Genomic DNA, 14,993 nt, shown 5'->3' on the forward strand with positions numbered 1-14,993 from the left:
AGTGTGTTTTCATTTTATACGCCTACTTTATTCCATGCATCAGTTACTTGTGCTGCAACAGTAGCACCGTACAAGTCTTGTGCTGCTTGTGTCAATGCTTGCTTAGCATCAGCAAATGTTGCGTTACTTGTTAAATACGTAGTAAGTGCACGGTAATATACTTTTTCTGCTTTATCTTTACCGATTGCAGTGATTGTATAGTATGCTGCTTTGTTTGGAATACCCATATTTGTATGGATACCGCCATTGTCAGCTGTTGTATTTACATATTGGCTCATGTTTGTTGGCATACCATTTAATTCAGGGTTTGAAATACTTCTCACACCATCATTAGGGATTGCTGGTGTGTAGATATCTTCCCCGATCCACCAATCTGTTGGATCGTTAAAGTATCCGAATGTATCTGAAATACTTTCATTTAATGCGCCTGACTGACCAGAGTATGCAAGTTTAGCACTGCTTGCAGTTACACCGTGTGTAATTTCATGTGCAACAACATCTAATGCACCTGACGTTGCACGGTATGTTGTACCGTCTCCATCGCCATAGATCATTTTATCTCCAGCCCATCCAGCATTGTTACGATAATCATTTGTAGTATTAATTGAGTTAACGTGAACGATTGAAGGGATTGCTGATCCTAAATTATTGTATGAATCTCTGTTATGAACATTTTTATAGTAATTGTATACACGTCCTGCATAGTAGTGAGCATCTACTGCTGCACGTTGATCTGCTGCATTGAATGTTTTATCTGTATCAGTAATGATGTCTGCCATTTTTGTTGTATTGTTAAATGCATACGTACTGATTTGACCTGTATGTGTTGTATCTACTAAAAGATAAGCGTTATTTTCATTTGTGATATTAATTGATTTATAACTTCCGACAACCCCTAATCCTAACCCGGTTGTTGCGATGTTTTCCATTTTGTTTGTTACGTTCTCGATATGACCATTTTCAGCATTAATCGATACCACCACGTTATTGATTGCTGGTGTAGTAGTAATTAATTCAACATTATAAATATAAATGTTCTTTTTAGTATCGATAGTAAGTTCTGCTGATTTAACAACATCACCTGTCATATTTTTCGCTTCTGCTTGTGTTGTATGAATAGCAGTGAAAGCATTATCGATAGCTTGAGCTTTTGATAATGACACTGTATTAACAGGTGCTGGTAATGCTGTATTAGTATCACCATTGATTAGGACAACCTTACCTTTCGCATCTGTATGCACTTTGATCGCAAGTGCGTTTGTCAGTTTGCCATGAACTTTTGGTTGAAGTGTGTAGTGTGTGTAACCTAACGCATCTTTCGTTACGTCTGTTACATTATAATATTTCGCAAATTTCTTTGCTTTTTTACCGTTAGGTAAAGTTTTTAGACTTTCTATAGCTTGCACCGGCGTAGTAACTTTAACGTTTGTGTCTTCTGCAGCATGAGAAACGGGTGTCATAAAAGTAGCTGATGCAACGAGTGAAGCAAGTATTGGTGTAATGAATTTTTTAGTCATAATGGACTCCTTTAAAATGTGTAAAGTAAAAAAATAATAGTAATTATACCACGCGTAAGATTGTTTGGATATTTTTTTGTTTAAAATTTAACGAATCTATTAATTATAAAATTATCTCATTATTTAATAAATTGAAATAATACTTAATAAAAATTATGTTAAAATAATATCGGTAAGACTGTATGCAAGGGGTGAAGTGATGCAAAAAGTCGATGAGAAGTTATTACGATTATATAAACACTTACAGAATCATGAATTTATACGTGATGACGTAGCGACATTATTAGCAATAACGCCACGTCAGTTAAGTCGATTATTGAAGCAATGGGAACAGGAAGGTTTGCTTCATTATCAAGTAGGTGTTGGGAGAGGCGTCTTATCAGAAATAAAATTTGATAAGAATATTGAACATTTATTTGTTAATTATACGGTGAATCATATTAAAGAGTATACTTTTGAGGAAATCACTGAGATATTAACAATGCCGTTGCATCAAGTGTCTAAAGAACTGATCACTTCTGTGTTTAATGCGCAGTTAGTTGTGCATAATGATGAGGGTGAAATTGATGAAGGAGCAACTTATGTTGATTATATTTATCGCATTCCGGATGATTTAGATCCATTGCTTCAGGCTGATATGTCTAAAGATACAATTATCTATAATATTATGGATAGACTCTATGAAGTCGATTATGATTTAAGATTTACGAGTAATATTGTGAGTCATGAAACCTTACTTGATAATCAGTTTACGATGTATCTTCATCATGATATTACATTCTCTGATGGAACGATGCTAAGTGCACAGCAAGTTGTAGATTGTCTGGAGAGATTCAGAACACATCCGGACCACGCTGATAAATTTAAAGGTGTGCGTAGCGTTACAGCACAAGGTTTATTTAATGTTACTATCATGCTTGATGAACCTTATAGTGCGGATTACATTAAATTCATCCTTGCGCAAAGTGCTACAAGTTTGTATAGAGTGCGTGAAGAACGTTATATAGGGACGGGTGCATATGTGCTGCATCAAATGAAAGAGAGCTTTATTCAACTGGAGCAACGCAGATCAGCACACCACGAGTTTGGTGATATTCAGCAAATATATTTAGTAAAGAATTATCAGCAATACTTAGATAACTATGAGAATGTTGAGACGAAAGATCTGAAGAAACAACACGTCTTACAACGTGGTTATTTAATGTTTCATCCATGTTCTACTAAGTTAAATATTAAAAAGCGTAAAATTATTGCTGATGCAGTGCATCACTTCTTCGATTGCTATGCAAAAAAAGAAGCGATATGTGACTACAACGGCCCGGTGATTACTGATGAAGTTATCCTGGGACTATTCAGCTTAAAAGATAAAGCGCAACTGCAGCTTATTGAATTTTTAAATCAAACAGGTTTTAATGTGAAGTATGAGTGTATCAGCTTCGATAAAGTACTCTCAGACGAATTAACTAGGTTACCATGTGACTTCTGCTTGATGTCATATACGAATATTGCGCAATTGTATTATGTGTCACTTCTGGCAATGACCAATATAAAGAAACTACAACCATATTTCTGTGAAGGCATTGAACAATCTAACTTTGCACGTAATCAACGCAAAGACTGGATAGCCACAGAGGAAATCTATAAAGAACATTTGGAATCAAATTACTGGATCAATCCAATCAAGACCTCATTTAAAAATAAAGTAATACCTATAGACTATAAAAATATCCATATCAATAACGATGGTATTATGATCTACAACAAAATAATCGTAGTGGAGTGAATTACGTGATAGATAAAAGACTCGTATATCTACAGAACTATCTATCAGAATCATTACATATGGAATTACATGAATATATGAATATATCCAAACGCCAACTCTCCCGACTGTTAAATCAATGGCAGGATGAAGGATATATTCAGTATAATGCTGGATTAGGACGTGGCCATAAAGCAGATATCACCTTGCTTGTAGATGCAGAGAAAGAAGTCTTCTCTTATGCGATAGAACGTGCGCATCAAATGACCTTAGAAGAACTACAGTCATATATTAATCTGCCATGGAATACAGAAACAAATGCCATCATTGTGACATCCATTATGGAAGAGTTTGATAGTAAAGTACAAAAAGGAAATGCATTACTTGATTACGTATACACGATACCAGAAGTTATATCGCCTTGTGCATCAATTGATGCAGTAAGCTTTCAGGTGATAGGACAGATAGGAGACTGTCTGTATCAATATCGTAATCATTCAATAGAAAGAAAACTTGTGAAGTATGATGAATGGAATGACTCAACATTACATATTTACTTGCATAAAGATATTTACTTTGATGATGGTGTTCTGATGACTGCTGAACATGTAAAAGCATCATTAGATAATATTATTTCTTGCGGGAATTTTGAGAATCACTTTGAAAGTATAGAACAAGTTGAAGTGGCGAACGCATTTGAAATTATGATTCACTGTAAGCAGACAACTGATCACATCAAACTATTACTTGCTGAACCTTTCACAGCGATTATTCGTCTGGAAGATGGGCACATGCGCGGCACAGGTAAATATTATATTCATAGTAAAGACAATAACCAGATTATATTAAGAGCAAATCCTTATCCAAAGCGTCAACCACAAGTGAAGCAGGTATATATCGTTAAAAGTAAGACACGCTATGACAAAGCCTTCCCGTCAATAGAAGGCAGACGTTATAAGAAGTTCTGTGTATCCAACGCACTGCTTATGTGTAACCCTGAAACACAGCTCACACTGGAAGAAAGAACGATATACTCAAATATCTTATTTTATCATTTCAAACAGTTGATGGAAGAAGAGAATCAGGACTTCAAATGGCTAACACATACTCCGGCGGCTAATAATACAACATATGAATTTACCAAACCTATTAAATTCCTGGTAGATGAATATAATCATCATGCATTCGAAAAAATCTTTATCAAAATGAAAGCTCAGAATAATATTGATGTCACCATTGTACCGATCAAACATATCGATTACTTAAACAATAATATTAATCAATTTGATATAGATTATGTATGGATGATGGAAGCTTATAAAGAAGACCAACCCTACCAGCTTTATGATTTACTGACACATTGTAAGTTTAAAGAGTGGTATGAAAAAAATATTTATTGTAAAAATTTTCTAAAAACATTTGACTTGAATAATAAAAATACATTAAAAAATTCTACAAATAGTTTTATGCAAGAGTTAGATAAAAATTATTATTGCATAAATGTTTATAAAAAGTATAAGTACTATTTTTACCCGTCATATATTGAGTATATTGATGTTGACGACTATGGCTATATTGATTATGGTAGTGCTATTGTAAGAGAGTAAAGGAATATATAGGTTTTAACATAATGCTGAAAAATAAAAAATAGGAGGTTCTTTGAAGAGTGCGATAATCATCGCACTCTTTTTTTGCTTTCTAGTCTAGAAATTTACAATACACCAGAACCATTACAATAAAATTTACATTTAAAAATATTATTTCATAAAAAGTAGACATCATTGTAAAAATTGTCGCTTTTTAAACCTATAATGAGTTGGTAAAATTTATACTACACATGTAATATAATTTTAAAGAATGAGCTGTAAATATGAAAAATATAGATTTAAAACTACTAGAATTTAACCACTATTTGAAAACAGAAGATTTCAACCGTAAACGTGCAGCCGAGGTTTTAGGCATCTCTGAACGGCAACTTATTCGTAATATTAATAAATGGCAGGACGATGGTTTCTTAGAATACCGTAATGGTCGAGGGCGTGGTAATCGGTCCTATCTGAAATTAAGATTAGATATTGAGCAGTACTATGTAAACGAGATTATCAATAATATAGATTGTTTAAAGATTGAAGATATGGATAAAATCAATGAATTACCGATTTCAGTGCAATCGAAGTCCATTATCCATACATTACTCAACCAATGTATCCATCAACCGAAGCATAACAGTGGGCATTATAAGATTCTGGATTATATATATAGAATTCCGGAAGTAATAAAGCCGACAGAAGATATGGACGTGGCTTTATCAACAATTATCTTCAATACGATGGATCGCTTGTATGAGTTTGATGCAGATGGGCATTTGCGTAGTAATATCGTAGCCTATGATGAATGGCAGGATGATGGCTTGCTCATCCACCTGTATCAGGATATTCACTTCTCAAATGGTCACCTTTTGTTTGCAGAGAATGTAGTGGATTGTCTAAAGTGCCTTGTAGAAGATATGAGTCTCGTATCAATGATTGATATTCAGGCGATTGAAGTTGTTAGTGATTTCGTTCTGAAGATTAAAATGAATCGTTCAGAAAATATTAAGTTTCTTTTATCTCAACCTCACTTGAGTATATATAAAGATGTTGATGGCAGAAGTATCGGTACAGGTCCGTATGTTGTAGCAGAGCATACAAATGATAAAGTTGTGTTAAAATATTCCTCTCAGTCTCACCGTTTTACGCCGGATGTGAATGAAGTTATCTTGATTAATGATATGGAAAAGTATCAGCAGTACTTTGATACTAATAAACTCTCCCAGTTTGCGCTATTCCATAAGATCAATTTTATCATCTTTAATCCTGATACAAGGCTTTCACTAGCCGAACGTAAAATGATACTCAATGCTGCACATGACTTTCTTATCAATCGTAATGTAGAGAAAGAATTCCAACGTGTTATTAAGATAGAACCGTATCCATGTGTTGAAAGAGATACTGCTGTCGAGTTTAAGATGTTAGTCATTGAATCTTTTAAAAGAGAGCAGTACTTCTTATATGAATATTTAGTTTCACTTGGATTTAAGGTACATAAAACTGAAGTTACATTTGAAACATTTTTAAGTAGAGATATTGATGAGTGGGATGTAGACTTCATCTGGTTGAATGAAGCGTCTCTTGAAGTGCTATTCTTCTATAACTTATTATCGACATCTAAGTTCACGAAATGGCTATTAAACTATGATAAGTCAGAGGAAATATTGAAACGCTTCGAATCAACAAGTGTGGAAGACTGGTCAGTGATCAATCAGGAGTATCAATCATACTTTAAAGAAAATGCACAACTCTCCATACTCTCTTACGGCTATCGTCGTTACTTCGTAGAGAAAGAATATCGTAATATTATCGTCAATCCTTACGGCGTAATGCTATATGACAGTCTTGTTCATGAGGAAGGGAATTAACAAATGATTGATGCTAAACTATTACAACTTAAACATTACTTAGAGACACCGGATATTCACAATACAACTAAGTTATATGATTATCTGGAAGTTTCCCCGCGTCATGTATCCAGGTTGTTAAACAAATGGGAAGAACTAAAGTTTATTACCTTCGATGATTCACCAGGAAGAAAAACCTTTGATAATATCGAAATTCTCATTGATATTGAACGAGAACTTATGATTGATATGATTGAATCTAATGATAATCTTACATCGATAGAGTTGCAGCAGTTGCTGAACTTACCGTGGTCTGAGGATAAACTTAAAACACTTCATCAGTTCTTCCAGACGCATATTCATGAGAAACAACAGTTTGTGAATAGCTCGATTATGGATTATGTCTACATGATACCAGAACGCATCCACCCGTTGGATTTGAGCGATGTCGTAAGTGTTCAGGTAGTATCTCAGGTACTGCAAACATTATATACTGTTGACGAATTTAATAAGATTGATTATCAGCTCGTCAAATATGATGAATGGCAGGATAATCAGTTAATTATCTATCTTAACCGCGATATATTCTTCTCGGATGGTCAGATGCTGCAAAGTGCACATGTTAAGGCGTCTTTAGATCAACTGATTCATCATGAAAGCTATCAAGCTAACTTTCATCAAATCCTATCTATAGAAGTGATATCAGATTTCAAGCTTATCATCCATTGTAAACATGTCGATGAAAGTCTGAAGTTCTACTTAAGCGAAGCATATAGCGGTATATTCCGAGAAGACCATCAAAAGATAATAGGTACAGGACCGTATCGAATTGAGCAGCTTTCAAATAACGAAATTATACTGAAACAAAATCTCTATGCGAAGCGTGCCCCATTGATTGATAGTGTGAGTTTGATTAAAAACAGTGAAAAATACTTTGTCTATGACACAAGAAAATATTATGAAAATAAGATTATAGAGTGTTCATGCGGTAATGAATATCTACTATTTAATCCCAAGAATAAGCTAACTGTGGCACAGAGAAAATTCATTGTTGGAGAAGTATTCACAGTCTTTGCAGAAATGAATCAATCGAACCAGGTATTTAAGAAATGGTATTACCCAATACAAACTATAACACCACCAGAATTCAACAAGTCAGTAAAAGTGCTCGTTGATGAATACACGATTAACGTGTTTAAGAACGTCCAGAAAAGACTTGAGGCATTTAATATAACGCTCGAACTGATGCATATAAGACATCAGGACCTTCTGACACAATCCCTCAGTACAATGGATATAGATTGTATATGGCTTGCTGAGACGTATCAGCAAGTACAGCCATATAAATTACTGAATTTACTTACTCATTGTAAGTTTAAAGACTGGTATCAGGATGATATTGAAATTTATCAGTTTCTTGAACTGATTAAAGATAAAGGAATTAATAAAGCGAAGAATGAAAGTGAAGCCATTCATCAACGATTAGTAGAAGAATGTTTATTTAATGAAGCATTTTCTGTAGTCAGAACAATGACGTTGCCGAATGAGTTTAAGAATATTCAAGTCGATCCACACGGAATCATTGCCTTTGATAAAATTATTGTCGATAAATCTCATATATAATTTTCTGTTTTATTGCAAACCGGATAAATTTGTCCGGTTTTTTTATTTTTAAAACACTAAATACAATAAATTGTAAAAAATATTAATTAATAATTTTTAAATATATAGGACATTTAATTATTTTATGTCACTTTTTAAATATTTTTTAATTAAATATACTAATTAACGTTATTAATCAAATATACAGGGGGATAATTTAAATGCATAAAAGAAAAAATAGTCCGGTGCATAAACGCCAGCAAAAATATAGTATCAGGAAATTTTCAGTAGGGACATCTTCGATATTAATAGGATCACTCATCTTTTTAGGAAATGCAGCTTATGCTGAAGAAACAAATAGCAATTCGACATTAACGACAGAAGTTCAGACAACAGAGATCCCTACAACAGAAGCACTGACGACAGAAGCATCAACAACAGAAGAGGCAACGACAGAAGCACCGACAACAGAAGCACCGACAACAGAAGCACCGACAACGGAAGCACCAACAACGGAAGCGCCAACGACAGAAGCGCCAACAACAGAAGCACCAACAACGGAAGAGTCAACAACAGAAGCCCCGACGACAGAAGTGCTAACAACAGAAGTAGCAACGACAGAAGCCCCAACAATGGAGGCACCAACAACAGAGGAATCGACAACTTATTCTGCTGTAAAACAACTTGATTCTCTATCTTCAGATGAAGAAAAAGAAAAGTTATTAGCGGATTACTATGCTTCAAATACAGGTATTTCCTCAGATGAATCAATGAAAGCTGTTAAAAACTTGAATTTAGACTATAAAAATATTTCTTCTGATGAACTTATATCTGCATTATTAATAGCGATTACTGAACAAATGAATAGCAAAACAGTAGAGGCAACGCCCGTTTCTATTAATTCAAATAGTGCTATGATGCGATCAATTTCGCTTAGTAATCTTGATACGACAAATCTTAATACATTAACAGCTCCTACATCTAATGATTTAGTTAAAATCGTATCTAGCAGTATTTCTGAAACAGGAACGAAGGATGGAGTAATTGAATCACTTCAAACAGAAGCAATAAGATATTCTGTTAACTTTACAATTGATGATGCAGCAAAAGCTGGTCAAACATTTACATTTAAATACCCTGACTTAGTTACACCTGATGATCTTACTTTTCAGGATTATGTACCGATCGACATCACTGATTATTCAGGAGAAGTAATTGCAACAGGAACTTTTGATCAAGCAACTAATACTGTTTTATATACATTTACAAATTATGTTGATAAATACAATAATGTTAATGCTAACTTAGAAGTTTATTCTTATATTGATAGAGCAAAAGTTCAAGAAGAGCAAACAGTGCCTTTAAGTTTTGAACTGGCTGGTAAATCAACTACTACAAGTTATCGAGTAGCATATAATAGACCAGTTCAAATAGGTAGTTCAAATATTATGTCTGCACTTGAAAACTATAATCCTGATACTAATACAGTTGAACAAATAATATATGTTAACCCTTACAAGTTGGATGCTTATAACACTTGGGTAAATATTACAGGCAAAGAAGTTAGTAATAATGGTGAATTTGGTGCAGATGGAAGCGTCTATATCGATAGTAATACTGTCATTGAAGTTTATGATGCTGGGAATGCTTATATCCCTCAAAGTATGCGTATAACGGATTATTCACAATATCAAAGAGTAGGCGTGCATACAGAATTTGGTGATGATATTGCTTCATTATATTTAGGAGATACTAATCACACATATATTATACGTGTTGTTGCCAAAGCAGATGCTAATAGTCCGTACGATATTAAAATTGGGGCAAATATGGAGTCTTATAATAATGGATATTATTATAACGCTGGATATTATAACTTCCTTGGTATAAACTCTGATAACTCTGGCGGAACGGGTAATGTAGCGACATATAAAATTGGAGATTATGTTTGGGAAGACACTAATAAAGATGGTATTCAAAATGAAGTAAATACACCTATTTCTAATGTTGTCGTTACCTTAACATTCCCTGATGGTTCTCAAAAGGCTGTTCTTACAGATGCCAATGGGTACTATGAATTTACAGGACTATCAGATAAAGAAACTTATACTGTTACATTTGAAACACCAGAAGGTTACACACCAACAACTGCTAACAATTCTTCAACTACGGATGGATTAGATTCTGATGGAAGTTCAGTAACTGTAACTATTGATGGTGCCGATAATATCACAATAGATTCAGGCTTTTATTTAAATCCAACTTATAAACTTGGAGATTATGTTTGGTTTGATGCAGATAATGATGGTGTTCAAGGAACATCACCAGATGAAACGATATTAGCGGGAGCTACTGTTAACCTATATGATCAAAACGGCAATTTTATCGCAACAACTAAAACAGACAGCACTGGAAAATATTTATTTGATAATCTAGTAAACGGAACTTACCAAGTGGAGTTTATTAATCCAGATGAAACAAAATTAATTCCAACAACAAATAAATCAGATAATCTAGCTACAAATTCAGATATAACACCAACTTCAAATAGAGTTACAGCGGTTATATATAATGCAGATAATATGGATATTGATGCTGGATATACTTCTTTATCAGACTCTGTAACAGACTCAATCACAGATTCAGTGACGGATTCAGTAACAGATTCAGTAACGGATTCAGTAACAGATTCAGTAACGGATTCAGTAACAGATTCAGTAACGGATTCAGTAACGGATTCAGTAACAGATTCAGTGACGGATTCAGTAACGGATTCAGTGACGGACTCAGTGACGGACTCAGTGACAGATTCAGTGACAGATTCAGTAACAGATTCAGTGACGGATTCAGTAACGGATTCAGTGACGGACTCAGTGACGGACTCAGTGACAGATTCAGTGACAGATTCAGTAACGGACTCAGTGACAGACTCAGTGACAGATTCAGTGACGGACTCAGTAACGGACTCATTGACGGATTCAATCACAGACTCAGTAACAGACTCAATCACAGATTCAGTGACAGATTCGGTGACAGATTCAATTACGGATTCAGTGACGGACTCAGTGACAGACTCAGTGGCAGATTCAGTAACAGATTCAGTAACAGATTCAGTGACAGATTCAGTAACAGATTCAGTGACAGATTCAGTAACAGATTCAATTACGGATTCAGTGACAGACTCAGTAACAGATTCAGTAACGGATTCGATTACAGATTCATTAACAGACTCAGTAACAGATTCAGTAACAGATTCGATTACAGATTCAGTAACGGACTCAATTACAGACTCAGTAACAGACTCAGTAACAGATTCACAATCACTTTACGATTTAGGCGACAAAGTATGGTTTGATGAAGATAAAGACGGTGTACAAGATGCGGATGAGCCAGGTATTCCGGGCGTGACAGTAACGTTGACGAAACCAGATGGTTCAACAGTAACAACAACGACAGATGCGGATGGAAAATACACCTTCACAGACTTACCGAATGGCGACTATACAGTAACCTTCGGTACACCTGATGGATACAATGGTCCGACAATCTCTAACGCAGGAAACGATGGGTTAGATTCAGATGGTCAAGTTGTGAGAGTAACGATTAACAATGCAGACGATATGACAATCGATTCAGGCTTCATCCAAGTTAAAGTTGGGGACACAGTATGGGAAGATGATGGAGATGGCGTACAAGAACCAGGCGAGCCAGGTATTCCAGGCGTGAAAGTAACAATCACTCATCCAGATGGATCAACAGAAACAGTTGTAACAGATAAAGACGGCCATTATGAATTCCCGAACGTACCAAACGGTGAAAACACGATCACATTCGAAACACCAGATGGTTATACACCAACAACACCAAACCAAGGTGATGATACAAAGGATTCAGACGGTACAACAGTTAAAGTTGTAGTAGATGGTAAAGATGATCCGACAATCGATTTAGGTTTAGTACCTGTATATGATTTAGGCGATAAAGTATGGTTCGACCAAGATAAAGATGGCGTTCAGGATACAAATGAACCAGGCATCGCAAATGTAACAGTGACATTAACGAAACCAGATGGTTCAACAGTAACAACAACGACAGATGCGAATGGTCACTATGTCTTCATAGACTTACCGAATGGCGACTATACAGTAACCTTCGGTACACCTGATGGATACAATGGTCCGACAATCTCTAACTTAGGAAACGATGGGTTAGATTCAGATGGTCAAGTTGTGAAAGTAACGATTAACAATGCAGACGATATGACAATCGATTCAGGCTTCATCCAAGTTAAAGTTGGGAACACAGTATGGGAAGATGATGGAGATGGCGTACAAGAACCAGGCGAGCCAGGTATTCCAGGCGTGAAAGTAACAATCACTCATCCAGATGGATCAACAGAAACAGTTGTAACAGATAAAGACGGCCATTATGAATTCCCGAACGTACCAAACGGTGAAAACACGATCACATTCGAAACACCAGATGGTTATACACCAACAACACCAAACCAAGGTGATGATACGAAGGATTCAGACGGTACAACAGTTAAAGTTGTAGTAGATGGTAAAGATGATCCGACAATCGATTTAGGTTTAGTCCCTGTATACGATTTAGGAGACAAAGTATGGTTCGATCAAGATAAAGATGGCATCCAGGATGTTAACGAACCAGGAATTTCAGGCATAACCGTAACATTAACGAAACCTGACGGTTCAACAGTAACAACAACGACAGATGCGAACGGTAACTATGTGTTCACGGATTTACCAAACGGCGACTACACAGTAACCTTCGGGACACCAGATGGATATAATGGTCCAACAATTTCTAATGTAGGAAACGATGGATTAGATTCAGATGGGCAAGTAGTGAAAGTAACGATTAAAGACGCAGATGATATGACAGTAGATTCAGGCTTCATCAAAGTAACCGTAGGTGACACAGTATGGGAAGATACAAATCATGACGGTCAACAAAACCCAGGAGAACCAGGAATCCCAGGTGTCAAAGTAACAATCACACATCCAGACGGTACAACTGAAACAGTGGTGACAGATGAAAAAGGTCATTACGAATTCCCGAATGTACCGAATGGTGATAATACAATCACATTTGAAACACCAGAAGGTTACACACCAACAACACCAAACAGCGGAGATGACACAACAGATTCAGACGGTACAAAAGTTGTAGTAACAGTAGATGGAAAAGATAATCCAACCATCGATTCTGGTTTCGTGAAGGAAACATACAAAATTGGAGACAAAGTATGGTTCGATCAAGATAAAGATGGCATCCAGGATGTTAACGAACCAGGAATTTCAGGCGTAACAGTTACATTAACGAAACCTGACGGTTCAACAGTAACAACAACGACAGATGCGAACGGTCACTATGTCTTCACAGACTTACCGAATGGCGACTATACAGTAACCTTCGGTACACCTGATGGATATAATGGTCCAACAATTTCTAATGTAGGTAATGATGGATTAGATTCAGATGGACAAGTAGTAAAAGTAACAATCAATAACGCAAACGATATGACTGTAGATTCTGGTTTCATCAAAGTAACCGTAGGTGACACAGTATGGGAAGATACCAACCATGACGGTCAACAAAATCCAGGAGAACCGGGTATCCCAGGTGTCAAAGTAACGATCACACATCCAGATGGTACAACTGAAACAGTTGTAACGGATGAAAAAGGTCATTACGAATTCCCTAATGTACCGAATGGTGATAATACAATCACATTTGAAACACCAGATGGTTACACACCAACAACACCGAACAGCGGAGATGATACAACAGATTCAGACGGTACAAAAGTTGTAGTAACAGTAGATGGAAAAGACAATCCAACGATCGATTCAGGGTTTGTTAAAAATCCATCTAAATTAGAACTTGGAGATACAGTATGGTTCGATACGGATTATGATGGTATTCAGGATGCGGGTGAAAAAGGTATTGAAGGTGCAACTGTAGCATTAGTGAAACCTGATGGTACAATCATCAAAACTACAACTGATGCGAATGGTCACTATTTCTTTAAAGATTTAGAACCAGGTAAATATACTGTTTACTTCGAAACACCAGCTGGTATGATTCCAACAGGATTAAATGTAGGCGATGACACATTAGATTCAGATGGATCAGTAGTAAGTGTAGATTTAACAGAAAATAACTACACAATCGATTCAGGATTCTATAGACCGGAAGGTGGAGGTTCGAATGAACCAGGTACACCAAGTGAACCGGGTACGCCAAGCGAACCAGGTACACCAAGCGAACCAGGTACACCAAGCGAACCAGGTACACCAAGTGAACCAGGTACGCCAAATGAGCCGGGAACACCGATTGAACCGGGAACGCCAAGTGAACCAGGCACACCAAGTGAACCAGGTACACCAAGTGAACCAGGTACACCAAGCGAACCAGGAACGCCAAGTGAACCGGGTACGCCAAGTGAGCCAGGAACGCCTGAGACACATAAGACTTCTCAAGGTACACCAAATAAAGAGAATTTAACTTCTTTACCAGACACAGGTGAAAACAATAATGGTGGAGCATTAGCAGCACTATTAGCAGGTTTAGGTGGAGCACTATTGTATAGAAGAAAAAAATAAAATAATTAAAAACAGCGGCATGAGAGTCACTCATGTCGCTGTTTAAT

Annotated in this window: 6 protein-coding genes and 1 pseudogene; 6 read left to right on the forward strand and 1 reads right to left on the reverse strand. The window is 36.1% G+C overall.

The window, feature by feature from the left end:
• Positions 1-14 precede the first annotated feature (14 nt).
• Positions 15-1,517 carry a M4 family metallopeptidase gene (locus ACMGE6_RS05840; protein WP_414054776.1) on the reverse strand — a complete coding sequence of 501 codons (1,503 nt, stop codon included), beginning with the start codon at positions 1,515-1,517 and terminating at the stop codon, positions 15-17.
• A gap of 199 nt (positions 1,518-1,716) precedes the next feature.
• Between ACMGE6_RS05840 and ACMGE6_RS05845 the strand changes: the two genes are divergently transcribed.
• From ACMGE6_RS05845 to ACMGE6_RS05870, 6 genes and pseudogenes are all read left to right on the forward strand, one after another.
• Positions 1,717-3,300 (forward strand): SgrR family transcriptional regulator, encoded by a 1,584-nt coding sequence (locus tag ACMGE6_RS05845; protein ID WP_414054777.1) that lies wholly within the window; start codon positions 1,717-1,719, stop codon positions 3,298-3,300.
• A 5-nt stretch (positions 3,301-3,305) separates the two neighbouring features.
• On the forward strand, positions 3,306-4,886 hold the full coding sequence (locus ACMGE6_RS05850) for an ABC transporter substrate-binding protein (protein WP_414054778.1): 1,581 nt from the start codon (positions 3,306-3,308) through the stop codon (positions 4,884-4,886).
• A gap of 263 nt (positions 4,887-5,149) precedes the next feature.
• The gene (locus ACMGE6_RS05855; protein ID WP_414054779.1) at positions 5,150-6,736 is read left to right on the forward strand and encodes a helix-turn-helix domain-containing protein; all 1,587 of its coding nucleotides are present in this window, start codon (positions 5,150-5,152) and stop codon (positions 6,734-6,736) included.
• A 3-nt stretch (positions 6,737-6,739) separates the two neighbouring features.
• The gene (locus ACMGE6_RS05860) at positions 6,740-8,338 is read left to right on the forward strand and encodes an ABC transporter substrate-binding protein (RefSeq protein ID WP_414054780.1); all 1,599 of its coding nucleotides are present in this window, start codon (positions 6,740-6,742) and stop codon (positions 8,336-8,338) included.
• A gap of 200 nt (positions 8,339-8,538) precedes the next feature.
• Positions 8,539-8,677, forward strand: a pseudogene (locus ACMGE6_RS05865) (YSIRK-type signal peptide-containing protein); the annotation flags it as partial.
• A 557-nt stretch (positions 8,678-9,234) separates the two neighbouring features.
• On the forward strand, positions 9,235-14,946 hold the full coding sequence (locus ACMGE6_RS05870; RefSeq protein ID WP_414054835.1) for an SdrD B-like domain-containing protein: 5,712 nt from the start codon (positions 9,235-9,237) through the stop codon (positions 14,944-14,946).
• Positions 14,947-14,993 lie beyond the last annotated feature (47 nt).

Origin of the sequence: Macrococcus equi (assembly GCF_047426745.1) — a bacterium.
Lineage (GTDB): Bacteria > Bacillota > Bacilli > Staphylococcales > Staphylococcaceae > Macrococcoides > Macrococcoides equi.

Coding starts and splice junctions, on each gene's coding strand:
- ACMGE6_RS05840 (WP_414054776.1), bottom strand. CDS start 1,517: ATGACTAAAAAATTCATTACACCAATACTTGCTTCACTCGTTGCATCA.
- ACMGE6_RS05845 (WP_414054777.1), top strand. CDS start 1,717: ATGCAAAAAGTCGATGAGAAGTTATTACGATTATATAAACACTTACAG.
- ACMGE6_RS05855 (WP_414054779.1), top strand. CDS start 5,150: ATGAAAAATATAGATTTAAAACTACTAGAATTTAACCACTATTTGAAA.
- ACMGE6_RS05860 (WP_414054780.1), top strand. CDS start 6,740: ATGATTGATGCTAAACTATTACAACTTAAACATTACTTAGAGACACCG.
- ACMGE6_RS05870 (WP_414054835.1), top strand. CDS start 9,235: ATGCGATCAATTTCGCTTAGTAATCTTGATACGACAAATCTTAATACA.